Annotated in this window: 26 protein-coding genes; 15 read left to right on the top strand and 11 right to left on the bottom strand. The window is 66.2% G+C overall.

All coding sequences use genetic code 11. The annotated features are described in order from the left end of the window. The first annotated feature begins 3 nt into the window (after positions 1-3). Both HNO53_RS15505 and HNO53_RS15500 read left to right on the top strand, forming a co-directional pair. Positions 4-810, top strand: coding sequence for a methyltransferase domain-containing protein (locus HNO53_RS15505; RefSeq protein WP_209473502.1), 807 nt, complete (start codon positions 4-6; stop codon positions 808-810). Next, complete coding sequence (locus HNO53_RS15500; RefSeq protein WP_209473501.1) at positions 807-1,817, top strand: methyltransferase; 1,011 nt, start codon at positions 807-809, stop codon at positions 1,815-1,817. The genes HNO53_RS15505 and HNO53_RS15500 overlap by 4 nt, the downstream gene beginning before the upstream one ends. Here HNO53_RS15500 and greB read toward each other — a convergent pair. After that, the gene (gene greB, locus HNO53_RS15495; RefSeq protein WP_209473500.1) at positions 1,787-2,335 is read right to left on the bottom strand and encodes a transcription elongation factor GreB; all 549 of its coding nucleotides are present in this window, start codon (positions 2,333-2,335) and stop codon (positions 1,787-1,789) included. The two genes, HNO53_RS15500 and greB, sit on opposite strands and share 31 nt — an antisense overlap. Before the next feature lie 172 nt (positions 2,336-2,507). Between greB and HNO53_RS15490 the strand changes: the two genes are divergently transcribed. From HNO53_RS15490 to HNO53_RS15455, 8 genes are all read left to right on the top strand, one after another. After that, on the top strand, positions 2,508-3,143 hold the full coding sequence (locus HNO53_RS15490; protein WP_209473499.1) for a TRAP transporter TatT component family protein: 636 nt from the start codon (positions 2,508-2,510) through the stop codon (positions 3,141-3,143). Between the two features lie 114 nt (positions 3,144-3,257). Then, on the top strand, positions 3,258-3,902 hold the full coding sequence (locus HNO53_RS15485; protein WP_209473498.1) for an NUDIX domain-containing protein: 645 nt from the start codon (positions 3,258-3,260) through the stop codon (positions 3,900-3,902). 1 nt (position 3,903) lies between these two features. Then, a complete protein-coding gene (locus tag HNO53_RS15480; protein WP_209473497.1) occupies positions 3,904-4,353 on the top strand; it encodes a DUF1249 domain-containing protein in 450 nt (149 codons plus the stop codon). Continuing rightward, a complete protein-coding gene (locus tag HNO53_RS15475) occupies positions 4,353-5,087 on the top strand; it encodes a phosphodiesterase (protein ID WP_209478674.1) in 735 nt (244 codons plus the stop codon). The genes HNO53_RS15480 and HNO53_RS15475 overlap by 1 nt, the downstream gene beginning before the upstream one ends. Before the next feature lie 119 nt (positions 5,088-5,206). Further along, positions 5,207-6,178 (top strand): sulfate adenylyltransferase subunit CysD, encoded by a 972-nt coding sequence (cysD, locus tag HNO53_RS15470; protein WP_242597443.1) that lies wholly within the window; start codon positions 5,207-5,209, stop codon positions 6,176-6,178. Next, positions 6,178-7,617 (top strand): sulfate adenylyltransferase subunit CysN, encoded by a 1,440-nt coding sequence (gene cysN, locus HNO53_RS15465; RefSeq protein WP_209473496.1) that lies wholly within the window; start codon positions 6,178-6,180, stop codon positions 7,615-7,617. Before cysD ends, cysN begins: the two co-directional genes overlap by 1 nt. Before the next feature lie 153 nt (positions 7,618-7,770). Next, positions 7,771-8,853 carry an App1 family protein gene (locus HNO53_RS15460; protein WP_209473495.1) on the top strand — a complete coding sequence of 361 codons (1,083 nt, stop codon included), beginning with the start codon at positions 7,771-7,773 and terminating at the stop codon, positions 8,851-8,853. 165 nt (positions 8,854-9,018) lie between these two features. Further along, a complete protein-coding gene (locus HNO53_RS15455) occupies positions 9,019-9,507 on the top strand; it encodes a 20S proteasome subunit A/B (RefSeq protein ID WP_209473494.1) in 489 nt (162 codons plus the stop codon). Between the two features lie 64 nt (positions 9,508-9,571). Here HNO53_RS15455 and HNO53_RS15450 read toward each other — a convergent pair whose 3' ends face one another. The 6 genes from HNO53_RS15450 to hemP form a co-directional block, all read right to left on the bottom strand. Next, positions 9,572-10,330, bottom strand: coding sequence for an ATP-binding cassette domain-containing protein (locus HNO53_RS15450; protein ID WP_209473493.1), 759 nt, complete (start codon positions 10,328-10,330; stop codon positions 9,572-9,574). Continuing rightward, positions 10,324-11,382, bottom strand: coding sequence for a FecCD family ABC transporter permease (locus tag HNO53_RS15445; protein ID WP_242597442.1), 1,059 nt, complete (start codon positions 11,380-11,382; stop codon positions 10,324-10,326). The genes HNO53_RS15450 and HNO53_RS15445 overlap by 7 nt, the downstream gene beginning before the upstream one ends. Further along, positions 11,379-12,275: a heme/hemin ABC transporter substrate-binding protein gene (locus tag HNO53_RS15440; protein ID WP_209473492.1), complete on the bottom strand. Its 897-nt coding sequence runs from the start codon at positions 12,273-12,275 to the stop codon at positions 11,379-11,381. Before HNO53_RS15440 ends, HNO53_RS15445 begins: the two co-directional genes overlap by 4 nt. Next, on the bottom strand, positions 12,272-13,330 hold the full coding sequence (locus tag HNO53_RS15435) for a ChuX/HutX family heme-like substrate-binding protein (protein WP_209473491.1): 1,059 nt from the start codon (positions 13,328-13,330) through the stop codon (positions 12,272-12,274). Before HNO53_RS15435 ends, HNO53_RS15440 begins: the two co-directional genes overlap by 4 nt. Before the next feature lie 13 nt (positions 13,331-13,343). Continuing rightward, complete coding sequence (locus HNO53_RS15430; RefSeq protein WP_209473490.1) at positions 13,344-15,341, bottom strand: TonB-dependent receptor domain-containing protein; 1,998 nt, start codon at positions 15,339-15,341, stop codon at positions 13,344-13,346. A gap of 106 nt (positions 15,342-15,447) precedes the next feature. Further along, positions 15,448-15,639: a hemin uptake protein HemP gene (gene hemP / locus HNO53_RS15425; RefSeq protein WP_242597441.1), complete on the bottom strand. Its 192-nt coding sequence runs from the start codon at positions 15,637-15,639 to the stop codon at positions 15,448-15,450. A 156-nt stretch (positions 15,640-15,795) separates the two neighbouring features. On the opposite strand from hemP, the gene HNO53_RS15420 reads away from it, so the two are divergent. The 3 genes from HNO53_RS15420 to HNO53_RS15410 all read left to right on the top strand — a co-directional run bounded on the left by HNO53_RS15420 (position 15,796) and on the right by HNO53_RS15410 (position 19,552). After that, positions 15,796-16,470, top strand: coding sequence for a zinc metallopeptidase (locus tag HNO53_RS15420; protein ID WP_209473489.1), 675 nt, complete (start codon positions 15,796-15,798; stop codon positions 16,468-16,470). A 274-nt stretch (positions 16,471-16,744) separates the two neighbouring features. Further along, positions 16,745-18,064: an erythromycin esterase family protein gene (locus HNO53_RS15415; RefSeq protein WP_209473488.1), complete on the top strand. Its 1,320-nt coding sequence runs from the start codon at positions 16,745-16,747 to the stop codon at positions 18,062-18,064. 279 nt (positions 18,065-18,343) lie between these two features. Beyond that, the gene (locus tag HNO53_RS15410; protein WP_242597440.1) at positions 18,344-19,552 is read left to right on the top strand and encodes an MFS transporter; all 1,209 of its coding nucleotides are present in this window, start codon (positions 18,344-18,346) and stop codon (positions 19,550-19,552) included. Between the two features lie 29 nt (positions 19,553-19,581). On the opposite strand, the gene HNO53_RS15405 is transcribed toward HNO53_RS15410, so the two are convergent. Together HNO53_RS15405 and HNO53_RS15400 are read right to left on the bottom strand one after the other, a co-directional pair. Beyond that, positions 19,582-22,137, bottom strand: a complete 2,556-nt coding sequence (locus tag HNO53_RS15405) for a heavy metal translocating P-type ATPase (protein ID WP_209473486.1) — start codon at positions 22,135-22,137, stop codon at positions 19,582-19,584. Between the two features lie 52 nt (positions 22,138-22,189). Further along, on the bottom strand, positions 22,190-22,393 hold the full coding sequence (locus HNO53_RS15400) for a heavy-metal-associated domain-containing protein (protein WP_209473485.1): 204 nt from the start codon (positions 22,391-22,393) through the stop codon (positions 22,190-22,192). Between the two features lie 135 nt (positions 22,394-22,528). Here HNO53_RS15400 and cueR point away from each other — a divergent pair, with 135 nt between their 5' ends. Then, entirely contained in the window at positions 22,529-22,945 is a 417-nt protein-coding gene (cueR, locus tag HNO53_RS15395; protein ID WP_209473484.1) for a Cu(I)-responsive transcriptional regulator, read from the top strand. A gap of 15 nt (positions 22,946-22,960) precedes the next feature. Here the strand turns inward: cueR and cmoB are convergent, their stop codons facing one another. Next, positions 22,961-23,953: a tRNA 5-methoxyuridine(34)/uridine 5-oxyacetic acid(34) synthase CmoB gene (gene cmoB / locus HNO53_RS15390; protein WP_209473483.1), complete on the bottom strand. Its 993-nt coding sequence runs from the start codon at positions 23,951-23,953 to the stop codon at positions 22,961-22,963. 1 nt (position 23,954) lies between these two features. Beyond that, positions 23,955-24,698, bottom strand: coding sequence for a carboxy-S-adenosyl-L-methionine synthase CmoA (cmoA, locus tag HNO53_RS15385; protein ID WP_209473482.1), 744 nt, complete (start codon positions 24,696-24,698; stop codon positions 23,955-23,957). Between the two features lie 216 nt (positions 24,699-24,914). Here cmoA and pgi point away from each other — a divergent pair, with 216 nt between their 5' ends. Beyond that, on the top strand, positions 24,915-26,594 hold the full coding sequence (pgi, locus tag HNO53_RS15380) for a glucose-6-phosphate isomerase (protein WP_209473481.1): 1,680 nt from the start codon (positions 24,915-24,917) through the stop codon (positions 26,592-26,594). Positions 26,595-26,633 lie beyond the last annotated feature (39 nt).

The raw sequence follows: 26,633 nt of genomic DNA, 5'->3' as shown, positions 1-26,633 counted from the left end.
GCCATGACCGATTCCACTCCGCTCTCGTCTGCCGGTGACCGTCACTTCGACGGCCTGGCCGAGAAATTCGCCGGCAGCCTCTATGGCGGCCCGCGCGGTGAACTGCGCCTGATCCTGCTAGACGAGTTGCTGCCGCGACTGCTCGACCTCGATCGCCAGCCGCTGCTGGACGTGGGCGGCGGTCTGGGCCAGCTTTCCGCCTGGTTCGCCCGGCGCGGCCACCCGGTGACGCTGTTGGAGCCCGCCGGCGACATGCTCGACCAGGCCCGGGAGGCGCTCGATGGCCTGCCGGTGAGCTTCGTGCAGGCGCCGCTGCAGGCACTTTCGGATCATGCGCCCGGCCCTTGGCAGCTGATCGCCTGCCACGCCGTACTGGAGTGGCTCAGCGATCCCCGCGCCGCCTTTGCCACTCTGGCGGAGGGGCTTGCCCCCGGTGGCCAGCTGTCGCTGATGGTGTTCAATCGCGATGCGCTGCGCATGTCCAACGTGGTGAAGGGCAATCTGCAGAAGGCGCTGGACGATCGCCTCGAAGGCACTGGCAAGCGTCAACGGCTCACCCCCATCTCGCCGCTGAGTCATGCGCAGGTCGTTGCCTGGAGCCGCGAGTGCGGCCTGTCGATCCGCGGCGTGGCGGGCATCCGCGTCTTTCATGACTACCTGCGCCAGCCGCCGGCCAGCGAGGACGACTGGCAGCGTCTGGTGGCCCTGGAGCGGCGCTACTGCCAGGCCGAGCCGCACTGGCGACTGGGCCGCTACCTGCTCTATACGCTGACGAAGGACGAACCGACAAACGAGGAGCGCGCGCCATGAGTGCCGAAACGCCCGTCTGCCAGTTGCTGGAGCGCCAGGAGGCCGACTATCGCGGTTGGCTCTGGGTGGCGCCGCCGCGCGATGCCTGGCTCGAGGCGGGGCAGGGCAGTGTCGTCAGTGCCGATCATGGCGTGCTGCAAGCCTGGCGCGAGCGCGGGCGCCCGGCCTTCTCGCCGTTCGATGCCGTGCCCGGTGAGGGGCTGCCCGGCGCGGTGCTGTTTTGGCCCAAGAGCCATTTGCTCGGCGAGTGGTGGCTGCTGTGGCTGTGCGCCAATCTGCCGCCGGGCACGCCGCTGCAGCTGGTGGGGGAGAACCAGGGCGGCATCAAGCGGGTGCTCAAGGTGCTGGCGGCTCTGGGGCTGGGCTGTCGCAAGCTCGACAGTGCGCGGCGCTGCATCCTGTTCGAGACGCGCCTCGGCGAAGTCGGCATCGACCCGGATGCGGCCTGGACTACCTTCGAAGCCGAGGGGCTGACGCTCGTCAGCCATCCCGGCGTGTTCGGCCACGGTAAGCTGGACGAGGGCACCCGGCTGCTGCTCGAGCGGCTCGAAGCGGAGCTGCCGGAACCCGGCAGGGCGCAAGACGTGCTCGACATGGGCTGTGGCGACGGCATCCTCGCCGCCTGGCTGGCGCGTCGCGGCCATCGCGTGACCGCGGTCGACGTCAATGCCTTCGCGGTTGAAGCCGCCCGACGCACCCTGGCGGCCAATGGCCTCGAGGGGGAGGCCTTGAGCAGCGATGTCTATTCGGCGCTCGACGGCCGTCGTTTCACCGCCATTGTCAGCAACCCGCCGTTCCACCAGGAGCGCAGTATCGACTACGGACCGGCTGGCCGCGTGATTCGCGAGGCGCCCGCGCATCTGCTGCCGGGCGGAACGCTGCTACTGGTAGCCAATGCCTTTCTGCCCTATCCGGACCTGCTGGAACGCGCTTTCGGTGGATTCGAGATCCTGGCCGATGATCGGCGGTTTCGGGTTTATCGTGCCCGGGGGGCAGAATCCCGATAGGCGATTTCGGTGATCAGGTAGGTCGTATCGCCTGCCGGCGCCTTTACCGTGACCTCGTCGTCCAGCGCCTTGCCGAGCAGGGCCCTGGCCAGCGGGGCGTCGACGCTGATCCAGCGCTTGGCGGTGTCGGTCTCGTCGTGGCCGACGATGCGGATTCGCAGCTCCTCGCCCTCTTCGTCCTCCAGCGTGACGAAGGCGCCGAAAAAGACCTTGTCGGTATCCGCCGGCAGCCGGTCCACTACCTGCAGCTCATCGAGCCGCTTGGTCAGGTAGCGGATGCGTGCGATAACCCGATTGAGCTCCTTCTTGTTGTAGGTGTAGTCGGCGTTCTCGCTGCGATCGCCCAGCGCCGCGGCTTCACCCACCTTGGCCGAGAGGGCGGGACGCTTGACCCGGGAGAGATGATCGAGGATGCCGCGCAGTCGCTCGGCGCCCTCGGCGGTGATCAGGTTGCTCTTGGGTTCCTGGCGCGGATCCTTGGCCGGGTCGCGCCAGCGCGTCATGTTGCGGCCTTTCATGCCGTAGCGCTCCTTCGTTGCCTAGCGTGAGCAACATACGTCATTGATACCGCCGGAACCAGTCTCGGACCGATGATGGGCTGGCGTATCATTCAAACGTTCGTTACATTCCGAGAGACGGCAACGCCGTATCCCAAGAACAATCCGCCAAAGGTAAGAAAGGAGTCTGGACATGCTACGACGTCAGTTGCTCGCCGCCGCCCTGGGTACCGGCCTGCTGCTCGCCCCTCTTGCAGGTGCTCTGGCCTGGGAGAGCGAAGTGGAAGCGCTCAAGCAGCGCTGGGAGCGGATCAACACGCAGCAAGCCGAGGGGCAGCGTCGCACCGCACTCAAGTCGCTGGCCAGCGAAGCCGAGCGGTTGGCCGAGGCCAATGCCGACGAGGCCCAGCCGCTGATCTGGTACGGCATCATCGAGGCGTCGCATGCGCGCGAGCGCAGCGGTCTGGGGGCGCTGGGCAGCGCCCGCACGGCGCGCGATGCCCTGGAGCGCGCCATCGAGCTCGATCCGCAGGGCGGCAACGGCTCGGCCTACGTGACGCTGGGCGCCTTGTACGACCGTGCGCCGGGCTTCCCCATCGGTTTCGGTGACAGCGAGACCGCCGAGCGCATGTTCCAGCGCGCCCTGGAGATCCGCCCCGACGGCATCGACGTCAATTACTACTATGCTACCTTCCTCGAGGAAGAAGGGCGCCCCGAGGAGGCACGCGAGCATGCTCAGCGTGCCGCCGACGGCACTGCCCGCGAGGATCGCCAGGCATCGGACGAGGCGCTGCGAGCGCAGGCCAGGGCGCTGCTCTCCCGACTCTGACGGCTTGCCTGCCCGTGCGCCTCGTGCAAGGGGCGCATGGATCGGCATGGCGATGGTTGGCATGGCCGGCTCCGGTCACGATAATGGTCGCCATTCGCAGACTCGGAGGTTTGCATGACCGATAATCAGGAAAGCGGCCGGGATGCTGCCCGCTTGCCCAGCTTTGGCGGCGCCGATGTCGAGCTGATCGAGCGTCGCTGCCTGCACCAGGGCTTCTTCCGCCTGGACGAGGTGTATTTGCGCCATCGCCTGTTCGAGGGCGGCTGGAGCGGCAAGATGGTGCGTGAGGTGCATGTGCGGCATGACGCCGTTGGCGTGCTGCTCTACGATGTAGAGCGCGACAGCGTGGCCCTGGTCGAGCAGATCCGTGCAGGTGCGCTGGACGATCCCGAGTCCCCGTGGAAGCTCGAGATCGTCGCCGGTCTGGTCGAGGGGGGCGAGAGTGCTGCCGAGGTGGCCCGGCGGGAGGCCATGGAGGAGGCCGGCTGCGAGGTCTCCGACCTGATCGAGCTTTATACCTACTATCCGAGCCCCGGTGCCTGCTCGGAGCGAGTGACGCTGTTCTGTGCTCTGGTCGACTGTGACGGGCTGGGTGGCGTGCATGGCCTGGACGAAGAGCATGAGGATATTCGCGTTCACGTGTTACCTTTTCATCATGCCTGGGAACTCTTGCAGGCTGGACGACTCGACAATGCCATGTGTCTGATCGCCCTCCAGTGGTTGGCGGCCGAACGAGCATCTCTAAGAGCAAGGGGGTAGCGTGGCGAGAACCGCCTATGTCACCGATCTGAAAGGCCTGCAGGGGGAGTGCAGCGCCAACTACCTGCGCCTGGTTCGGCTGCTGGGCGATCTGGGGGCGGGCGAAACGCGCGAACTCGAGCTGACCGGCGGGCGGGGTCGATTCGGCACCCTGTGGCTGTCGGTGCTGGAGCGGGCGCCTTACACGACCATCGCGCGTGTGAGCCAGAGCGGCCTGATGGACGCCGTCATCGACCCCCCCTGCATGCGCGTGCACCTCTATCACGACGTGCGCATGGCAGAAGTCACCGATTTCCAGCGCGAGCGCCACTTCAACGGGCGCTACCGCTATCCCAACGTGCGCATGCACCAACCCGACGAAAAGCTCCAGCTCAACCGCTTTCTGGGGGAATGGTTGGCCCATGGCCTGGAGCACGGCCACCCCACCAACGTGACGGAACTGCCGGGATGATGCGCCTGGCGCAGCTCACCGATTGCCACCTGCATGCCGACCCCGCTGCCCGCTCGCGTGCCGGTTTCCCCTTGCGCCAGCTCGAGTCCGTGGTGGCGGCCGTTCGCGCCGAGCGTCCGGACGTCGTCCTCGTCAGCGGCGATATCAGTCAGGACGAGACGGCTGCTTCCTACCAGCATGCCCATCGAGTGCTCTCGACACTGGAGTGTCCCTGGTTCTGGCTGGGAGGCAATCACGACCAGCAGGAGCTGATGCGGGACGTCAAGGTCATCCACGACGATATCGATCTGGGCGCCTGGCGGTTGCTGATCGTCGATACCTGCGTCAAGGGGCATGCGCACGGTGAGTTGGGCGAGGAGCGCCTGGGGCAGCTCGTCGAACGTCTTGCCGAGGACGCCCGACCGACTCTGCTGGCAATGCACCACCCGCCGCTCGCGGTGGGCTCGGCCTGGCTCGACGAGATCGGGCTCAAGGATCGCGATGCCTTGTGGGAAGGGTTGTCCGCTTTCCCCCAGGTCAAGGCGATTCTCTGCGGTCACATCCATCAGGCCTTTGCCGGGCGGCAAGTGCTCGAGCATGGCGAGGTGCGGGTCTACGGCTGCCCTTCCACGACCGATCAGTTCCTGGCCGGCTCCGAGGGCTTCGCCATCGACGAGGCGTCGCGTCCCGGTTTTCGAATCTTCGATCTTCAGGGCGAGGAGTGGCTGACCTGGATCGAGCGGATTGACCTATGAGCTTTGATTCTTTTTTGGTCTAAAAAGATAGGCAATCATTCTTTTACGTTATTATTGGCTCGACGTTACCCTGTGTGCATGATTTTTACTGCCCATCGTCATGCGAGGTATCCGGGCCGATGACCAGTCTCAACGCTCCCGAGCACAAGCCGGCCTCCCCGGCTTCCGACTCGCCGGCCTCCCTGTCGCCGCGCCGGTTGACCCATCTCCAGCAGCTGGAAGCCGAGTCGATCCACATCATCCGTGAGGTGGCGGCCGAGTTCCGCAACCCGGTGATGCTCTATTCCATCGGCAAGGACTCCTCGGTGATGCTGCATCTGGCGCGCAAGGCCTTCTTCCCTGGGCCGCCGCCGTTCCCGCTGATGCACATCAACACCACCTGGAAGTTCCGCGAGATGATCGCCTTCCGCGACCGCATGGCGGGTGAGGTGGGCATGGAGCTGATCGAGCACATCAACGAAGAGGGGCGTGCCGCGGGCATCAATCCCTTCGACCACGGCTCCAGCGGCTATACCGACGTGATGAAGACCCAGGCGCTCAAACAGGCGCTGGACAAGTACGGCTTCGATGCCGCCTTCGGCGGCGCCCGCCGCGACGAGGAGGCCAGTCGCGCCAAGGAGCGGGTCTTCTCGTTCCGCGACAAGTTCCATCGCTGGGACCCCAAGAGCCAGCGTCCCGAGCTGTGGAACCTCTACAACGCCCGGGTCAACAAGGGCGAGTCGATTCGCGCCTTCCCGCTCTCCAACTGGACCGAGCTGGACATCTGGCAGTACATCTACCTCGAGCAGATCCCCATCGTGCCGCTCTACTACGCCGCCCCGCGCCCGGTGGTGGAGCGCGACGGCATGCTGGTGATGGTCGACGACGAGCGTTTGCCGCTGGCCCCCGGCGAGGTGCCCGAGGAGCGCTGGGTGCGTTTCCGCACCCTGGGCTGCTACCCGCTGACCGGCGCGGTGGAGTCCAAGGCCGACACCCTACCCGAGATCATCCAGGAGATGCTGCTGACCCGCACCAGCGAGCGCAGCGGCCGGGCCATCGACCACGACCAGGCCGGCTCGATGGAGAAGAAGAAGCGCGAGGGGTACTTCTGATGGCACACCAATCGACACTGATCGCCGATAATATCGAGCAGTACCTGCACGAGCACGAGAACAAGGACCTGCTGCGCTTCATCACCTGCGGCAGCGTCGACGACGGCAAGTCGACCCTGATCGGTCGGCTGCTGCACGACTCCAAGATGATCTTCGACGATCACCTGGCGGCGCTGACCCGTGATTCGAAGAAGAGCGGCACCACCGGCGACGCCGTGGACCTGGCGTTGCTGGTCGACGGGTTGCAGTCGGAGCGCGAGCAGGGCATCACCATCGACGTGGCCTACCGCTTCTTCTCCACCGACAAGCGCAAGTTCATCATCGCCGACACCCCGGGGCACGAGCAGTACACCCGCAACATGGCCACCGGGGCTTCCACTGCCAACCTGGCGATCATCCTGATCGATGCCCGCTACGGCGTGCAGACCCAGACCCGGCGCCACAGCTTCATTGCCGACCTGCTGGGCATCAAGCACCTGGTCATCGCGGTCAACAAGATGGATCTGGTGGACTTCGACGAAGCGCGCTTCAACGAGATCGTCGCCGACTACCGGCGCTTCGCCGAGCAGCTCTCGGTCAAGGACCTGCGCTTCGTGCCGATGTCGGCGCTGGAGGGCGACAACGTGGTCAACCGTAGCGACCGCACGCCCTGGTACCAAATCGATGGCGAGGCAGGGCCGGCCCTGCTGGAACTGCTGGAAACGGTGGAGGTGAGCCGCGACCGTAATTTGGTCGACCTGCGCTTCCCGGTGCAGTACGTCAATCGGCCCAACCTTGATTTCCGCGGCTATGCCGGCACGCTGGAGGCCGGAGTGTTGCGCCCCGGTCTGGCCGTGAAGGCGCTGCCCTCGGGCAAGACCAGCCGCATCGAGCGGGTCGTCACGTTCGACGGCGATCTGGAGGCGGCGTGGCCGGGCCAGGCGGTGACGGTGACCCTGGAAGACGAGATCGATATCTCCCGCGGCGATTGGATCGTCGCCGAGGATGCCGAGGTCAGCCTGACCAATGCTTTCGATGCCGACATCGTGTGGATGCACGAGCAGCCTTTGTCACCCGGACGGCAATACGACATCCGCCTGGCCGGACGTTCGGTGGCCGGCCGCGTGACTGCGATTCACCACCAGGTCGACGTCAACACCCTGGAGCGGCACGAGGCCGAGCGACTCGAGCTGAACGCCATCGCCCGCTGCCGGCTCGAGCTGACGGCCGAGGTGCCGCTCGACGCCTACGACCAGAGCCCCGGGACCGGCAGCTTCATCGTTATAGACCGGCTCTCCAATGTGACCGTGGGGGCGGGCATGGTGCGCAGCGCTGCCGAGGGGTCGACACAGACATACGGCGAGGTCGACTGGGCTGCCTTCGAACTCGAGCTCAATGCGCTGATCCGCCGACACTTCCCTCACTGGGAGGCTAAGGACGTGCGCGACCTGCTGCGTTGAACGAGCGTAACTAAGCAATACATAGGCGGTTGATTCTGCGACAAGATCCTCCACACTAAAGTCAGGGTCCGGCGTAAGCCGGACCCTGTCGAGTTTCAGGGAGGAAGCGATGACGTATTGCCAGGATCGGCTGCAGTTGCCTCGGGGGAGACGATGAGCGGTTTTCTCCGGCGCCTGCTGCACATTGCTGCCCGTCCGATGAGACGCGACCGCGGGCGAGGTGGCTACGTGGTGCACCCCTACCGTGGCTACGGCTCCCGCCATGAGGTCTTCCTGATGGGTCGGGTGTTCCGCCAGGCCGCGCTGGGCGAGGTGATCCCCCGCTATGGCATACTGCGCGATCTTGCCGATATCCTGAGGCGCCTCGTTCGCCACGGGCTTCCCGAGGCCACCGTCGAGGTGACGCTGGGGGAGAACGTCACCACCGTCACGACCGATCGCGACGGCTACTTCGACGTCCACATGCCCCTCGATGCTCCCTTGCCGCGGGACAGCGCCTGGCACCACGCCGAACTTCACGTGGTGCTGCCGGGCGTGGAGCCGGTGCAGTCCTTCACCGAGGTCTACATTCCCCCGGCCGAGGCCGATCTACTGGTCATCAGCGATATCGACGATACGGTGATGTACACCGGCGTAGCCAACAAGCTGCGCATGCTGCATCGTCTGTTCGTCAAGCGCGCGCATCAGCGCATGGCCTTTCCCGGCGTGGCAGCCTTCTACCAAGCGCTGCATGTCGGCAGTAGCGGCACGGCCAAGCGACCGATCCTCTACGTTTCGCGCGGCCCCTGGAGCATCTACGAGATGCTGGAGGAGTTCTTCCAGCTCAACCGCATCCCGGTGGGGCCCATCCTGTTCCTGCGCGAGTGGGGCATCTCGTGGCGCAAGCCCTGGCCGCGGCGTGCCGAAGACCACAAATACGAAATGATCCAGCACATGCTGTCGATGCGTGACGAGCTGCCCTGCGTGCTGATTGGCGACAGCGGCCAGCACGATCCCGAGGTCTACGCCCGCATCGTGCACGAGCATCCCGAGCGGATCCGTGCGGTCTACATTCGCCGGGTGGAGCGCCGGCCCGAGCGCGAGCGTGCCATCGACGCGCTGCGCGAAGAGATCCGCCATATCGGCTGCGACCTGGTGCTGGCCGACGACAGTCTTGCCATGGCCGAGCACGCCTTCACCCAGGGACTGATTGCCGAGGAGGGGCTCGAGCGGGTGAGTCAGGCATCGCGTCCATAGCCCGATCTGATGCCGCCCCCGGCGCTAGTCCCTCGTTTTGGCGGGTGACGAATTGGTTATTCTATGTGTCGATTTCTTGCGTTTTTCGATTCTACTCTGCGCCTGACGCAAGGGGCTTCGTTACTTTTACGTTGAGGCCCGCGCACGTTTCAGAGAGGTACTCGCATGACCACGATCGTATGGGATGGGACCACGCTGGCGACGGATTCGCTGATCAGTGTCAACGGCTCGACCTACAACCATGCGCAGAAGCTGTTCCAGCTCGACAGCGGTGAGTGGGTCGCCTTCGCCGGAGAGCAGCAGGAGTGGTGGGAGGTCATGGAGTGGCTCAACGCCGGGGCGCCGCGCAACGACAAGCCGCATGTGACGCGGGTCGAGATGATCATCGCCGGGCCCGACGGTGTCTTCGAGATGTTCAACAAGCTGGTGCGCATTCCGGTCAGCGGCCCGGTGGCGTATGGCACCGGCTGGAAATGGGCGCTGGCCGCCATCGATCACGGCAAGAGCGCCATCGAGGCCGTGGAGTACGCCAAGACGCGCGACCACGACACCGGGGGCGAGGTGCAGTCCGTGACGCCAGCGACCCGGGCCGGCATGCCCTTCGAGACGATGATGCGTGACGTCGAGACGGAACCGGATCCCGTCACGGCCTGAAGGCGGCAAGACTCCGCACAGCCCCGGTCATCGACCGGGGCTGCTGCGTTTGGGGTGGGTCGTGTCAAGACGCCAGCACTACCAGTGGTGAACCATCGGCCTGACGGCTGGTGACCAGCTTTGCCTTGAATACCCGCGCCAGGATGCGACCGTCGAGCACCTCGATCGGTGGCCCAGCAGCGATCCGCCTGCCGCGCTCCAACAACCAGACCCGATGAGCGTAGCGCGCCGCCAAGTTGAGGTCGTGCAGCACGCAGGCGATCGCCAGACGCTGCCGCTCAGCTAGCTGGCGCAGAAGACGCATCAGGCGCTGCTGCTGGCCGATATCCAGTGCGCTGGTGGGTTCGTCGAGCAGCAGAACGCTGTTGGCCGAGACCCCGGCGGTGCGGCCTAGGCCCAACTGACACAGCGCCCGGGCGATCATCACACGCTGGGCTTCGCCGCCCGAAAGATTCTGCGCGCCGCGCCCGGCCAGTACCTCGAGATCGAGCATGGCCAGTACTTCCTCGACTTCCTCTGGCGAGGCTTCGCTGCCCAATGCGACCAGTTCGCGCACCGGCCAGTCGAAGCCGAGAGTCAGCTTTTGCGCCACCACGGCGCGGCGTCGGGCCAGTTCGACCGCTGCCCAGGAGGACAGTGGCTTGCTATCGAGGCAGACGCTGCCGCGCCCGGGAGCGCGATAGCCCGAGAGCAGCGACAGCAGGGTGCTCTTGCCGGCGCCGTTGGGGCCGACGATCGCCGTCAGCTCTCCCGGCTCGAGGTGATCGCTCAAGGGGGCGAGCGTAGGGGCTTCGGTGAAGCCGGCGTCGATCAGGCTCAGCATTGTGCCCTCCGCTTGAGCAGCAGCCACAGGAAATAGGGGCCGCCAAGCAGGCTTGTGAGCAGTCCCACCGGGATCTCGGCGGGGCTGGCGAGGGTGCGCGCCAGGGTATCCGCCACGATCAACAGCAGGGCGCCGCCCAGCATCGAGGCGGGCAGCAGCAGCCGATGCCCTGGCCCCAGCCACAGGCGCAGGCAGTGGGGCACCAGCAGGCCGAGAAAACCGATGATACCGGCCAGCGCCACGCACAGTCCCACGCCCAGGGCCGTGGCGACGACCACGCGGCGCTTGAGCCGCGGGGCATCTAGCCCGGCGCCGTAGGCGGTTAGCTCGCCGAGTTGCAGCAGATCGAGCCCAGGGGCGCAGCGCAATAGCCACCACAGCGCTGGCAGTATGCCGATCAGCGCCCCCAGGGTGGCGCTCCACAGCGCATGCGACAGGCTGCCCATGCCCCACAGGCTGAGCTGGCGCAACTGCTCGTCGCTGGCGATGAAGGCCATCACGCCGCCCATTGCACCCGCCAGGGTATTGATCGCGAGCCCCGCCAACAGCAGCGTGAACAGCGCCTCCTGGCCGTGCCGGCGCTGGCCCAGGGCGAACACCAGCACGCACACGCACAGCGCGCCGAGAAAGCCGGCTAGGAATTGGCCATACAGGCCGAAAGTGCCGGCGGCACCATCGAACAGTACGATCCACAGTGCCACGGCAAGCCCCGCACCGCTGGCCAGGCCCAGCAGGGTGGGATCGGCGAGCGGATTGCGAAACAGTCCCTGCATGGCCGCCCCGCTGCCGGCCAGCATGGCGCCCACCAGCGCGGCCAGCAGCAGGCGCGGCAGGCGCAGCTGCCACCACACCTGCCAGGCCAGTGGTGTCGGCCACTCGCCGAGCAGCACTTTGGGCGACAATCCGGCACTTCCGCTCATGGCTCCGACCAGCAGTGCTGCTAGCACGACCATGGTCAGGGCGAGCAGTATGCGGACTTCTGTCAGGGCACCACGATGCCGGCCAGGCATGGTGGCGATGCGCCGCTGATAGAGAGCAGCGGCACGGCTCATGATGTCACTCTCCAGCAGCCCTCCTCGATGACGGTAGCGTCACCCGCGGAGTGCAGCGCCGCATGCAGGGCCATCAGCGTGGCGGGCGTGCGCGGGCCGAAGCCGAGCAGCGCCTGGTCGTCACATACGATCAGGTTGCGCTCGCGTCCCGCCGGCGTCATGGCGAGCCCGGGGAGCTGCCATAGCCGTGCCTCGCCGCCTATGCCCGCGAGCCCACTGCGGGTGGCGATCACTATCTCCGGCGCCACACCCACCAGAGCTTCCGCGCCCACCGCCTTGTAGCCGCTGAAGCCTGCGAAAGCGTTGCGTGCCCCGGCCGCCTCGATAACGGCTTGGCCAGCAGTATCGCGTCCCGCGGCCATGGGCGTCATGCCGCTGTGGCTGAGCAGAAACATGGCGCTCAGTTCGGCTCCTTGCGCTTCCTCACGCAGTGCTTCGAGCCGGGCGAGATCTGTCTCGACCTCGATCGCCAACGCTTCGCCTTCGGCGTCGCGACCGATGGCGTTGGCTACCGCCAGCACCTTGTCGGGCAGCTCCGCCAGGCTCGTCCCCTGCTCGATGCGCACCACCTCGACACCCACCGCCTCGAGCTGGGCCAGCACTTCGCGTGGGCCGGCCGCGGCGCCCACGATCAGTCGCTCCGGGGCCAGCGTCAGGATGCCCTCAGCTGCCAGCTGGCGCAGGTAGCCCACCGAGGGCAGGGCGGCGATCGCTGCGGGATACTGGCTGGTATCGTCGCGCCCCACCACGCCCTCCAGGTCATCGAGGGCGGCCACGATCTCGGCCACGTCGCTGCCGATCAGCACGGTGCGTGGCGGTGCGGCCGACGCCTGCATGTGCCACACCAGCAAGGCCAGGCTGGCCAGCCAGCTCAGCCATGACGGGAGCATCATGCCGCTGCCTCCCGGGCGTCGAGGCCATCCAGCAACTGGCGCCACTCGCTGCGCTCGGGCTGGCCCTCACGGCGTTCGGCGAAGATCTGCAGCACTAGCCCACCCTGGGTGTCGAAGGCCTCCAGGCTGGTCACGCCGCCGTCGCGGTTGGGCTTGTGCACCTGCCATACGCTGGCGATATTGGCGTCGTCCAGATGCAGGGTGAAATCCTCGCCGAACAGGTTGAGCCAGCCGCGCATACGCTGCGGTGCCGGCACCTTTCCGGTGCGGATCTGTACGCAGCCGGGGCTGGCGACGAACAGCATCAGCGGCAGGTTGTTTGCGGCCGCCTCGAACAGTGCCTGGCCGCATGTCGATGGCCGAAGAGCGCGAGTGAAGCGGCCTTCCATCAGCGTATTGGCTTCGTGACGTCGCAGCTCGTGGCGGCGCAGCAGGCCAAGAAACTGGTGCACGTCGCTCATTCGCGCCCACTCGTCGGCCAGGGTGGGAAGCCGTGGAAGAGACCGCGGCGACGGTTCGACGAACTGGGTGAAGGCGGGCGCATCGCAAACACCCAGCGTCTCCAGCTCATGCCATGCCTCGGGCGCTTCGTCTGCCAGCGAGAAGACCTTGTGCAGGGCAATCCCATGGCGGTTGAAGACCTGCAGGCTCAGGCGCTCGGTGGTCTCGCCATCACGGCGTGGCAGGCGGTCGCGAATCAGGCAGGCCCAGTGCCACTGGGCCAGGTGCAGGCGCAGGTCGAGCCCGCCCGGGGCGAGCAGCAGGCCGGCCTGTTCCGAGCCGCGCAGCGCCGGGTAGCGGCCCTGCTGCTCGAGTACTGCGTGGCGCGAGCGGGTCAGCGCCTTGACCTCTCCCAACTGGTGAAAGCGTGTGGCCAGCGCATGCGGCGACAGCGGCAGGGTCAGCACGTCGCGGCCGAGGCGGGCGGCCTGCAGCTCGCCCTCGCTGATCTCCAGGCGCTGGGCGATCTCCAGAGCCGGCAGGTGAGGGCAGGCCGCGCGGGTGGCGTCCAGGGCTTCGAGAATGGCTTGACGGGTCTGAGCGGTGGCGTTCATGGGAGTCTCCTAGTCACCATTGCAGGCTGACGTTGGCGAGCAAGCTGCGCCCGTCGCCGAGGTTGCCGTCGGGGCGATACCACTCCTTGTCGGCGACGTTGCGCAGCTTGAGTGAAGCAGAAAGGGTTGGCGTGACCTGCCAGGCGAGCTGCACGTCGTGCAGGCCATAGCCGGGTAGGATGGCGTCATCGCCCTGCTTGTCGAAGGCGCGGGCGAAGCGGCCGCGCCAGCCCAGCGTCAACTCGGGACCGGCGAGGTGATAGTCGAGCCCCGTGAGTGCCTCCAGCGGTGTCAGGCTGCCGAGCGGTTCGCCACTGTCGCGGTCGCGTCCGCTGACTTCGGCCAGGCCCAAGAAGGCTGTGACGGGCGCGGCGGCAGGCGACCAGTCGAGACGGGCGTCAAAGCCCCACAGATGGGCACGGCTAACGTTGACCGCCCGCGTGGTGCCGGCGAAGAGATCGACTTCGGTGTCGATGAAGTCCTCGGCCCGGGTGTCGAAGTAGCTGGCGCGCAGGCCCCAGTCGCCGAAGCGCCAGGCCAGGCCGCTCTCCCAGCTTTTGCTGGTTTCCGGCTGCAGGTCGGGGTTGGGCACCCAGAAGTTGTCGGGCACGCAGACGAAGGGGCCCATGCAGAAGCCGCCGAAGTGGCGCTCGTCGGCGTAGAGCTCGGAGAGTGTGGGGGCGCGGAAGGCCTCGGCGTAACCGCTGTAGAGCATCAGGTCGCCGGTGGGCCGCCATGCCAGGCGCAGGCGCGGCGACAGATGGCTCTGATCGCTCTCGCGGCCTTCGCTGTCCTCGGCGCGATAGTTGTCGTGGCGGACGCCGAGGCCAAGGTCGAACTCGCCGGCACCGCCCTGGTCGAGATAGCGGCCGACGGTGAGGGTGTCGTCGAGATAGAGCGCGGCGCTATCGATGTCGGCATCGGGAAAGCCCGATGCCGTGCCGCCCGGGCGCTGGGTGGCGTGGCTCGCTTCGACGCCGAAGGCCAGGGTCTGGGACAGCCAGCCGTGCTCCAGGCGATGGTAGCCGTCGCTCTGCACGCCGAGGCGCTGCAGGGTACGCTCCGCCGCGGTCTCTTCGATGTCCTGGCGGCTCAGAGTCAGGCGGGTCTCGAGCTGGGTGACCGGCGTCGGCGTCCAGCGGTGGCCCAGTTGCAGGTTGTCGCTGGCGGTGTCGCGATCGCGCAGGTCGCCGTCTTCGATCACCAGGTTCTGTGGATTGGCCGGCTGAGTGGCGTCTTCACGATAGTGCTGCCAACTGGTGAACAGGCGGTGATCGTTGCTGAGCTGCCAGCCGCCCTTGGCCAGCAGGCTGTTCAGGCTGGCGTCCTCCGGCGTGGTCTGGCCGCCGGCGCGGCGGATGTCGCCGGATTCACTGCGACCCAAGGCGAGCAGGCCATCGAGACTGCTGCCGTCAGCCAGGTCGCGTTTGGCAAACAGCGACAGGGTGGCGCCGAGCTCGTCGTTGGCCGTGGCACCACGTAGCGAGAGCCGGGCTCCGCGCGTCTCGCCCGGGCGCAGCAGGTCTTTGGCGTCTACCGTCTCGAAGCTGATCACGCCGCCCATGGCATTGCTGCCGTAGAGGCTTGACAGGGCGCCGCGGGCGATCTGAACCTCGCGCAACAGCGATGGATCGAGGAAAAAGTTGCCCAGGTGGCCGGTGTTGATGTCCTGGCGCACTCCATCGAGACGTACCAGCACGCCGCTTTTGTCGAAGCCGCGAAGGCTCAGGGTCTGGCCGTTGCGCCGACCCTGGCCGGCGACGTGCAGGCCGGGCTGATCGGCAAGGATGTCCTCGACCCGTGACGCGGTGGCGAGCGTCGGATCGTGGCGGGCGATCACATCGATGATCAGCGGGGCGAAGAAGGTGTCGGTGGGGGTACGCGTACCGGTGACCACCAGCGGCGCCAGTTGCGGCGCTGCAGTGGGCTGGCCGGGCGATGCCTGGGCCAGGGCCAGCGGTGACAGCAGAAGTAGCGCCAAAGCGCCGATGCAGCTCGTTGCTCGCTTCATGTTCCTGAAGTTCCCTTGTCGTATCAGGCGATGAGCGGCTGGCTGGGTGGCGTGGGCTACCTGGCTGGCGGTCTTTTCGTCGAAGTTGTGAGATCGGTCGTCGGGGTTATGAGGTCAGTATCAGTTTGCCGTTGCGCGTTTCACGAAGCTGGTAGCGCTTGCCGCGATGCTCGATGATCAGCTGACCCTGCTCGTCGAGCAGCGCGCTGCTCTCGACGATGCCGGGTTTTCCCGAGCGCTCCTGCGGCTTGGCGGCCTGCGCGCGGGCCATGGTCGGGTCGGGGGAGGTTGCGCACATGGGATTGGCCTGAATGGGTTATGGTATTAAACGCGAATAATTATTGTTTGTGGTTTGGCTGGCGTCAAGCCCCGGCATGAAGTCCTAGGGCGACGCATGAACGCGAAACGGGTAGGCTTGGTCAAAATCAAGACGCCGAAACGAGACCCGAAACGCATGATCGTGCTGCTGATTGCCTTGCTGCTGGCCATCTTCGTGCTGCCCAATGCCTGGGCCAAGTGGGTGCTGGCGCGGCATTCACGCGGGCGCGACGACTACCCGGGCAGCGGCGCTGAGCTGGCCGACCACCTGCTGCGCCGCCTGGGTATCGAGGGAGTCAAGGTGGAGTTGACCGAGCAGGGCGATCACTACGACCCCGAGGCGCGCCGGGTGCGGCTCTCCCGTGAGCACTACGAGGGGCGCTCGCTCACCGCGGTGACCGTGGCCGCCCACGAGGTCGGTCACGCGATTCAGCATCATGAGGGCTATGCGCCGCTGACCGCCCGAGCACGCATGGTGGGCGTGGCGCAGCGGGCCGAGAAGCTCGGTGCGCTGCTGATGATGGCCGCTCCCTTCCTGTTCATCCTGACCCGCCTGCCCGGAGGGCTCGCCATCGTGATTGCAGCGGCGGTGATCAGCTTCGGCACGGCGGCACTGGTGCACCTGGTGACCCTGCCGGTGGAATTCGATGCCAGTTTCAATCGCGCCCTGCCGCTGCTGCGCGAGTACGTGCCACCCTACGACATGCCCGGGGCCCGCCACGTGCTGACCGCCTGCGCCTTTACCTACGTGGCCGCCTCGCTGGCGAGCATACTGAACCTGGGGCGCTGGCTGGTGATCCTCAGACGCTAACAAATGGCTGCGCCTGCGAATCGCTGTGTTGCGCGGTGCTCGTAATGCTCACCTATACCCCATAGGCTCCGCTTGATTCGAAGCCTTCGGCTTCTCTCCCCTTCGGGGCCAGCCTACGGCTGTTTGTCGCTTCGCTCGGTTCTGCGCTCCGTGCGCCTTGCGCTTCATCAGGCTCGCCTATTTGTCCTAATGTGGTGAAGTTGGCTTGAGCGTAAGCGGGAGCGGTTCCTAAAGTGCTGGGTGAAGTCAACGAACTCACGGAGGAGGTGCGTTCATGACCACTCCCCAGGACTACGTTCGCGACAATGCCATACCGCTCGACGGCCGTAGCAGCGACTACGACCGCCTGATCGAGCAGGTCGGTGAGCGCTCACTGGTGCTGCTCGGGGAGGCCTCCCACGGCACCGCCGAGTTCTATCGCATGCGTGCCGAGATCACCCGCCGCCTGATCCGCGAGAAGGGCTTCGAGGCAGTGATCGTCGAGGCCGACTGGCCCGATGCGCTACGGCTCAACCGCTACGCGCGCGGCGAAGACGACGACACGCTCAAGAGCGCCTTCGACGACTTCCAGCGCTTTCCGCTGTGGATGTGGCGCAACACCGAGGTGCGCGACTTCATCGGCTGGCTCAAGGAGTACAACGCCGGCAAGCATGCCGATGAGCAGGTCGGTTTCCACGGCCTCGACATCTACAGCCTGCACCGCTCGGCGGAAGCGGTGATCGAGTATCTAGAAGGCATCGACCCGGAGCAGGCGCGCATCGCCCGCGAGGGCTACGGCTGCCTCGATCATGGCGGCGACCCGGTGCGCTATGGGCACGACGCTGCCTTCGGCCTCAGCCGCATCTGCGAATATGCCGCCGTGCGCCTGCTTGCCGACCTGCTGGAAAAATCGACCGGCTACCTGCGCGAGGATGGCTGGCGCTCGCGGGACGAGCAGTTCTTCGCCGAACAGAATGCCCGCGTAGTGGTCAATGCGGAGCACTATTACCGCGCCATGTTCGGCTCGAGGGTGGATACCTGGAACCTGCGCGACGAGCACATGACCGATACCATCGCCGAGCTGCGCGAGCACCTGCGTCGTCAGGGTGGGCAGGGCAAGCTGGTGGTATGGGCGCACAACTCGCACCTGGGCGATGCCGAGTTCACCGACATGGGCTGGCATCGTGGTCAGCACAACGTTGGCCAGCTTGTGCGTCATCGCTTCGGTGCCGAGCAGGCTCTGCTGGTGGGGTTCACCACTCACACCGGCTTCGTCTCGGCGGCCCGCGACTGGGATGGCCCGGTGGAACATCGCAAGGTGCGCCCTTCCATGGAGGGCAGCGTCGAGCGGCTGCTTCACGATAGCGGCCCCGGCGACTTCTACCTGCCGTTGGGCGAGCGAGCCGCCCCCTTGAAGGAGCCGCAATGGGAGCGCGCCATCGGCGTGATCTACCGGCCCGAATCGGAACGCATCAGCCATTATTTCAAGGCCTCGGTGGCGCAGCAGTTCGATGCCGTTTTTCATGTCGACGAGACCCGTGCCGTGGAGCCGTTCGACAAGGGTGAGCTGTGGCGACCGGAGGAGGTGCCGGATACCTATCCGTTTGGGGTCTAGGGCCTGGCGGCGGTTACCATCGAATTCTGCTGATGTACGGGTGGTCGGGATTCTGCCAGCATTGAAACATGGCGCAGTGGTGTAGTCCGTAGCGCACGGTCGATTCGCTGCGCTTGCTTTAATGCCGAGGTTGTCGGGAGCCTGTCTTCGTGCCTGGCGAAGCATGCTGGCCGTGCCTCGATCATGGCCGGGTCGTGTCAGTGCCTGGCTCGAGCGACCCGGAGAACCACAATGACGTCAGGCAACGTAGAGGGGAACCCCCGAAGCGATACGTGGCCCGTGGCAACGATCGCCATAGCCCAGCTGTTCGGTACCTCGCTGTGGTTCAGCGCCAACAGCGCGGCGGACGACCTGATGCGCACCTGGCACGTCAGCGCCGCCGATATCGGCTGGCTGACCAGCGCGGTGCAGGTCGGCTTCATTCTCGGTACGCTGACCATGGCCCTCGGCGGCCTGGCGGATCGTTATCGCGCCAGCCGGATCTTCGTCTGCTGTGCGCTGGCTGGCGCCCTATTCAACGCTGGTTTTGCCCTGCTGTCGGAGGGGCTGGCCAGCGCGCTGGCGTTTCGTTTCCTGGTCGGGCTGTCGCTGGCGGGCATCTATCCGGTAGGCATGAAGCTGATCGTCAGCTGGGCGCCGGAGCGTACCGGTCAGGCGCTGGCTCAGTTGGTGGCCATGCTGACGCTGGGTACGGCGCTGCCTCATGGGCTGCGGGAGGTGGGGGCTGAACTCCCCTGGCAGACAATCATTCTTGCCTCGTCCGGACTCGCCCTGCTCGGTGCGGTGATGATCCGCTGGCTGGGCGACGGACCTCACCTGCCGGATGCCCGCCAGCGCAAGACATCCTTGGACCCCGAGACAGGGCGGCGGCCCATTGTGCTGGACGCGTTCCGGATCCATCGCTTTCGCGCGGCCGCGCTGGGTTACTTCGGCCATATGTGGGAGCTGTACGCCTTCTGGACGGTGGTACCGCTGCTGGTGTCGCAGACGGTGCTGGCCAGTCGGTACGGCGCGCTGGGAGTCTCCGGCATGGCGTTTACCATCATCGGCGTCGGGGCGCTGGGCTGTGTCGTCGGGGGATGGCTATCGCGACGCATCGGCAGCGCCAGGGTGGCGCTGGGCGCCCTGGCGTCCTCGGGTGTCTGCGCCCTGGTGTTCGCGCTGTTCTGGCAGGCGCTGCCGGCCATAGCGTTGGGCCTGCTACTGCTGGTGTGGGGAGCGACCGTCATCGCGGACTCGCCGCAGTTCTCCGCTCTCTCGGCTCAGGCCTGCCCGCGCGAGCTGGTCGGTGCCGCATTGGCGATTCAGAATTCCATCGGCTTCGCCATCACCGTGGTCTCCATCGCCGCCACGACGACGCTGTTCGAACGCGTGGGGCTGCACGCCGCCTGGCTGCTCGTTCCCGGCCCGATCGTGGGGCTGCTCGGCTTCGCCTGGGCGACCAGGCGAGCCGTTATTAACGAAAGCGCTTCCCATGGGAGTCGATGAAACGGTGGGCTTCAGTGACAAACCTCTTGTCAAGCCGGCGCAGAGCGGTGCGGATTCGGCTCGACATGATTATCCGTCTCGATCGCGAGCGGCGGCTTGAAGCCCTTGAGGCGCAGCGCGTTGGTAAGCACGCAGATGCTCGAGGCGGCCATTGCCACGGCGGCGAAGATCGGCGAGAGCAGGATCCCGAAGGCGGGAAACAGCGCGCCGGCGGCCACCGGGATCAGCACGGTGTTGTAGGCGAAGGCCCAGAACAGGTTCTGCTTGATGTTGCGGATGGTGGCCCGGGACAGCGCGATGGCATTGGGCACGTTGCGCAGGTCGCCGGACATCAGTACCACCTCGGCGGATTCGATGGCGATGTCGGTGCCGGTGCCGATGGCGATCCCCACGTCGGCCTGGGCCAGTGCCGGGGCATCGTTGATGCCGTCGCCGACGAAGGCCACCAGGCCGCCTTCGGCCTGCAGTTGCTTCACCGCATCCACCTTGCCGTCGGGCAGTACCTCGGCCACCACCTTGTCGATGCCGAGGCGGCGGGCGATTGCCTCGGCGGTGCGCCTGTTGTCGCCGGTGATCATCGCCACCTGCAGACCCTCGGCGTGCAGCGCGCGGATGGCGGCCGGGGTAGACTCCTTGATCGGATCGGCGACGGCGATGATGGCGGCCAGGCGGCCATCGATGGCGGCGTACAGCGGCGACTTGCCCTCGTCGGCAAGCCGGTGCGCGCTCTCGGCGAAGGTTTCCACGTCCAGGCCCAACTGGCGCATGTAGCGATCGGCACCGACGTCCACCCGGTGTTCATCGACCCGGGCCGTGACGCCGAAACCGGGAATGGCCTCGAAGCCCTGGATGGCACCGGGCTCCAGCCCGCGGGTCTTGGCCGCGCTGGCGATCGCCTCGGCGATGGGGTGCTCCGACTGACGCTCGACGGAGGCCACCAGGCGCAGGGTATCGGCTTCGTCGAAATCCTTGGCCACAACCAGGTCGGTGAGCTCGGGCCGGCCCTTGGTCAGGGTGCCGGTCTTGTCCAGCGCGATCACCTTGGCGTCGCGCAGCGACTGCAGGGCTTCGCCCTTGCGGAACAGAACGCCCATCCTCGCCGCCTTGCCGGTCCCCACCATGATCGAGGTGGGGGTGGCCAGGCCCATGGCACACGGGCAAGCGATGATCAGCACCGCCACGCCGTTGACCAGGGCGAAGGTCAGCGCGGGGGCGGGGCCGAAGACCAGCCAGACGCCGATGGTGATCAGGGCTGCCATGAGCACGGCAGGGACGAAGTAGGTAGTGACCTTATCCACCATGGCCTGGATCGGCAGCTTCGAGCCCTGGGCCTGCTCGACCATGCGCACGATCTGGGCAAGCAGGGTGTCGGCGCCGACCTTGGTGGCGCGGAAGCTGAAGCTGCCCATCTTGTTGAGGGTACCGCCGACCACGTCCGCGCCGGCTTCCTTGCGCACCGGCACGGGTTCGCCGGTGATCATCGACTCGTCGACGAAGGAGCTGCCGTCGATGACCTGGCCATCCACCGGGACCTTCTCGCCGGGTCGCACCAGCACGATGTCGCCCTGGCGCACCGCGTCGATGCCGATCTCCATTTCCTCACCGTCGCGCACCACGCGGGCGGTCTTGGCCTGGAGCTTCATCAGCGCCTTGATCGCCTCGCTGGTGCGGCCCTTGGCGATGGCCTCGAAGTAGCGGCCGACGAGAATCAGCGTGACGATCACCGCCGAGGCCTCGAAGTAGACGTTCACCGTGCCGGCCGGCAGCACCTGGGGCAGGAAGGTGGCCACCACCGAGTAGCCCCAGGCGGCGGAGGTGCCCAGCATTACCAGCGAGTTCATGTCGGGGCCGCCGCGCATCAGGGCGGGCCAGCCCTTCTGGTAGAAGCGCAGGCCAGGGCCGAACTGCACGATCGAAGCCAGCACGAAGAACAGATAGAACAGGTTCTGCTGGCCCAGGCTCATCTGTAGCCAGTGATGCAGCCCTGGTATGAAATGCGAGCCCATCTCCAGCACGAAGAGTGGCAATGTGAATACCGTGGCGATGGTTACCGCACGCTTCAGCTCGGCGATCTCCCGTTCACGGGCCTCGCGTTCGCGATCACTGCGATCCGGTGCGTCGCTGGTGGCCTCGGCGTCGTAGCCCGCCGCCTTCACGGCTTCGATCAGGCGCGGCGCGGTCACGGCGTCGGTCACCACTTTCACGGTGGCCGTCGCCGTGGCCAGGTTGACGCTGGCCTCGAGTACTCCGGGCACGTCGGCGAGCTTGCGCTCCACGCGGCCGACGCAGGAGGCACAGCTCATCCCCTCGACCGATAGCTCGATGGTCTCGCTGACGGCGGGGTAGCCAGCATTTTCCACTGCCGCCACGACACCGGCGAGATCCGCCTGGCCGGAAGCGAACACCACCTGGGCGCGCTGGGTGGCCAGGTTGACGGAAACGTCGACGACTCCTGGCACGCCGCGGATCGCTTTCTCGACCCGGCCGACGCAGGAGGCACAGCTCATGCCTTCGATGGCCAAGGAATGTGTTTCACCAAAGCTGGTCTTTTCTTCGATTGCCTGTGGGGCCGTATGGGTCGCCATGACGTGTGACTCCGCTTCTAAGGAGATGTAGCTTTTTGATTCTTGAAAGGCGCTAAGACTGTGCCGCCTCACTGGTGTAGCCGGCCTCTTCAATGGCGGCCTGGATCGCCTCGTCTGTGGCCGTGGTTTCCACCTTGACTTGCCGTTGGGCAAGATCGAACTCCAGGTGTGCAGTGCTGTCGACCGATTTGACCGCGGCCGAGATCACTGAGACACAATGGTTGCAGGTCATGTCCGGAACGTTGAGTTTCAGCATGAGTTTTTCTCCTGTCTGTGGAAGCAAGGGGGTTGCTGATAAGCAGCATAAACCTTCCCATTGTTGTAAGGTCAAATGCTCTAGTGCACTTTTTACCGGGGAGCTCTGGCCTCCCCAAGATCGAGGGAGAGACCGATGAATATCGGACAAGCGGCGAAGGCATCCGGCATCTCGGAAAAGATGATCCGCTACTACGAGAGCATTGGCCTGATCGGCCCGGTCAGTCGCACGGAGGCGGGATACCGGGTCTTCCGCGAGAAGGAGGTTCACGCGCTGCGTTTCATCTCCCGGGCCCGTGACCTGGGCTTCTCGGTGGAGCAGATGGGTAACCTGCTCGCCCTGTGGCAGGACCGCCATCGGGCCAGTGCCGACGTCAAGGCCGTCGCCCAGGCGCACATCGAGGAGCTGGATGGCAAGATCAAGAAGCTGCAGGGCATGCGCCGTACCCTCGAGCACCTGGTGAAGCACTGCCATGGCGACGAGCGCCCGGAGTGTCCGATCCTCGGCGACCTGGCGGCGGAAAGCCTCGAACTGGAAGCCGAGACTCCCTGACGCGGCATCTGCTCGCTACCTTGGTCTCGACGCCATCACCACCGCCCGTCGTGGCGCGGGGTAGCCCTCGCGGGTGCGCGTCGGGTCGGTCGGGTCGAGGAAGTCGGCCAGCGACTGGAAGGTCATCCACTCGGTCGAGCGCTGCTCGTCCAGCGTGGTAGCGGCCTCGTCGACCACCCGCACGTTGGTGAAGCCACAGCGCTTGAGCCACTGGCACAGAGCCGCGGAAGAGGGCAGGAAGTAGACGTTGGGCATGGCGGCGTAGCGCTCGCCGGGCAGCAGCACCGTGGTTTCGTCGCCCTCCACCACCAGCGTTTCCAGCACCAGCTCGCCACCGGGGCGCAGGGCCTCCTTCAACTGCTGCAGGTGCTCCAGCGGGGAAGGGCGGTGATACAGCACGCCCATGGAGAACACCGTGTCGAAGAAGGCGAGCCGCTCGGGCATGTCCTCGATGCCTACCGGCAGGAAGTGGGTGCGTCCGCCGTCGGCGTCGCCGACGAAGTGGCGCAGCGCCTGGAACTGGTAATAGAAGCGCGGCGAGGGGTCGATCACCAGCACGAAGGCGGCCCCGGCGCCGGCCATGCGCCATGCGTGGTAGCCGCTGCCGCCGCCCACGTCGAGCACCCGCCGACCGACCAGCGAGGCCAGGTGCGGGGCGACCCGTTGCCATTTCCAGTCGGAGCGCCATTCGGTGTCGATGTGGATACCGGCGAGCCGGTAGGGACCCTTGCGCCACGGCATCAGCTTGCGTAGCAGGTTCTCGCACTGGCGCCGCCGGCTGTCGTCGAGGGCGCAATCCACCGCTACCGTATCTTTATCCAGTTGGACGTCGCGCACCTCGGGCAGCGTGGGTAGCTTGGCCACCGCTTTCTCCCAGGCCGGCAAGTCGCCGTAGCGCTGGCGGTCGAGGCCGCGGGCCAGCTGTTCCGGCAGGTTGGCGAGCCAGGTTTCCAGGCCCTGATCGATAAAGGCGCTATAAAGCGGGCGCTGCTCGGGAGGAATCGCCACCTCAGGCCTCCTTGAATGCAATCAGCGAGGCGAAGTTGAGGTACTGGAACCAGGTCAGCGAGCGTGAGAAGCCGGCCCGGGCCAGACGTGCATGGTGGGCTTCCAGAGTATCCGGCACCAGCACGTTCTCCAGCGCCGTGCGCTTCTGGCTGATCTCGAGTTCGCTGTAGCCGTTGGCGCGCTTGAAGTCGTGGTAGCGCTCCACCCGCCAGGCGTTGTCGCGTTCGTCGGGATCGACCACCTTTTCCGAAAGCACCAGCACGCCGCCGGGCTCCAGCGCCGTGTAGAGGCGCGCCAGCAGTGCCTCGCGATCCTCGGGCGGCAGGAACTGCAGGGTGAAGTTGAGGATCGCCATGCCCGATTGTCGGTAGTCGAGCGTACGAATGTCCCCCTCGATGACCTCGATGGCGTGTTCGGGGCACTCGGCGGCGAGGGTCTCACGGGCGCGGGCGACCATGGCCGGCGAGATGTCCACTGCGGTGAGGCGAAAGGCGTCCGCCGGCAACTGGCCGGCCAGGGCCAGGCTGGCGGCACCCAGCGAGCAGCCCAGGTCGTAGACATGGGCGCCGTGGCGCAGGTGGCGCCCCGCGATCAGCCCCAGCATGCCCAGTATCTGGCCGTAGCCGGGTACCGAACGGCGGATCATGTCGGGGAAGCAGGCCACGACGCGTTCGTCGAAGGAGAAGCGCGCCACCCGGTCCAGGGGTGTGGAAAAGATCGCGTCGCGATAAGATGCGTCACTCATGAGCAGGCCGGTAACGTGGAACAGGCCGGTATTCTACGCCTGCCGCCGGTCGACTGCACGGTCGACGCGCCATGCCGGTGCGGGATCGTACCCGGATCCTGCAGGCCTATGGATTTACAGGCGGATACAAGGCTAGCCTGTGAGCGAAGGATTCGCTCGTCTCACGCTGGCCGTCAACGACGCGGTTGCTTCCGCAAGACGTCAAGGAGGATTGCTATGAACCACGCTCCGATCGACCAGACTGGCGCCTGGCAGCGGCTGATGGAACACGCCGAGGAGATGCGCACTACCCACCTGCGCGAGCTGTTCGTCGATGAGGATCGAGGCGGCGCCTTCATGCGACAGGCGGCAGGGCTGACCCTCGACCTGTCGAAGCAGCGCTGGAGCGACGCCACGCTTGAGCGCCTGCTCGACCTGGCGCGTGCAGTCGAGGTGCCACAGCGCATCCAGGCGCTGCTGAATGGCGAGCACGTCAACATCAGCGAGGATCGTCCGGCGCTGCATACGGCGCTGCGCCTGCCACCCGAGGCCGAGCTGGTCGTCGACGGCGAGGACGTGGTGCCCGGCGTGCATGCCACGCTGGATCGCATGGCCAGCATGGTCGCGCGCCTGCACGCCCGCCAGTGGCGAGGTGCCACCGGTCGGCCGATTCAAGACGTGGTCAATCTCGGTGTAGGGGGCTCCGATCTCGGCCCGCTGATGGTGACCCATGCGCTGGCCGACTATCGGCCTGCCGATGCGCACCATGTCGAGGTTCACTTCGCCTCTACCATGGACGGCTCTCAGCTCGCCGACTATCTCACCCGCTTCAACCCCGAGACCACGCTGTTCGTGATCTCGTCGAAGTCGTTCACCACCATCGATACCCTGTCGAACGCGCGCACTGCCCGCGACTGGCTGATGGCACGCCTGGTTGAGGACGGCATCCAAGGTGTCGACGAGGAGATGGTGATGCGCCAGCACTTCGTCGGCGTCTCGGCCAAGCCCGACAAGATGAGCGAGTGGGGCATCGCCGAGGCCAACCAACTACTGTTCTGGGAGTGGGTCGGCGGTCGCTATTCGCTGTGGGGAGCGATTGGCCTGCCCATTGCGCTGGTGATCGGCATGGCCAACTTCCGCGAGCTGCTCGCCGGCGCCCACGCCATGGACGAGCACTTCGCCAAGGCGCCTCTCGGCGACAACCTGCCGGTGCTGCTGGCGCTGGCGGGGATCTGGAACGTCAACTTCCTCGACATTCGCGCCCACTCGATCCTGCCCTACGACGGCCGCCTGGAGCACTTCGCCGCCTACCTCGAGCAGCTCGAGATGGAGTCCAACGGCAAGTCGGCGACCCACGACGGCCGCCAGGTGAGCTACTCCACCTGCCCGGTGCTGTGGGGGCAGCTCGGCCCCAACGCCCAGCACGCCTTCTATCAATTGCTGCATCAGGGCACCCAGCCGGTGGTGTGCGATTTCATTGCCCCGCTCAAGCGCTACGACGATGTCGAGGACGCGGCGACTCGCGATCATCTCAAGGCCCAGCACCGCCTGACTCTGGCCAACTGCTTTGCCCAGTCGCGTCTGCTGATGCTTGGTGACGACGCCATCGACGAACCGGGCGAGCGACCGGGGCACAAGCGCTACCGTGGCAACCAGCCTTCCACGACGCTGCTGCTCGATCGCCTGACGCCGGCGACCCTGGGAGCCTTGATCGCGCTCTACGAGCACAAGGTGTTCGTTCAGGCTGCCATCTGGGATATCAACCCTTTCGATCAGTGGGGGGTGGAGCTGGGCAAGCAGATCGCCGGCGAAACCGAGCGCATGCTGGCCGATCAGCACGGACACGAGCAGATGGATGCCTCCACCCGGGCCCTGCTCGAAGCGGTCTGGCGTGCCGAAGGGGGAAGCGACCGTTGAAGCAGGGTAAGGGCAAGCGCGTGGAAAGGCTGGCAATGT

The organism is Billgrantia antri (assembly GCF_017868935.1).
GTDB classification, from domain to species: domain Bacteria; phylum Pseudomonadota; class Gammaproteobacteria; order Pseudomonadales; family Halomonadaceae; genus Halomonas; species Halomonas antri.
The sequence above is the reverse complement of the archived record's forward strand: the minus strand, read 5'-3'. Positions and strand labels throughout refer to the sequence as shown.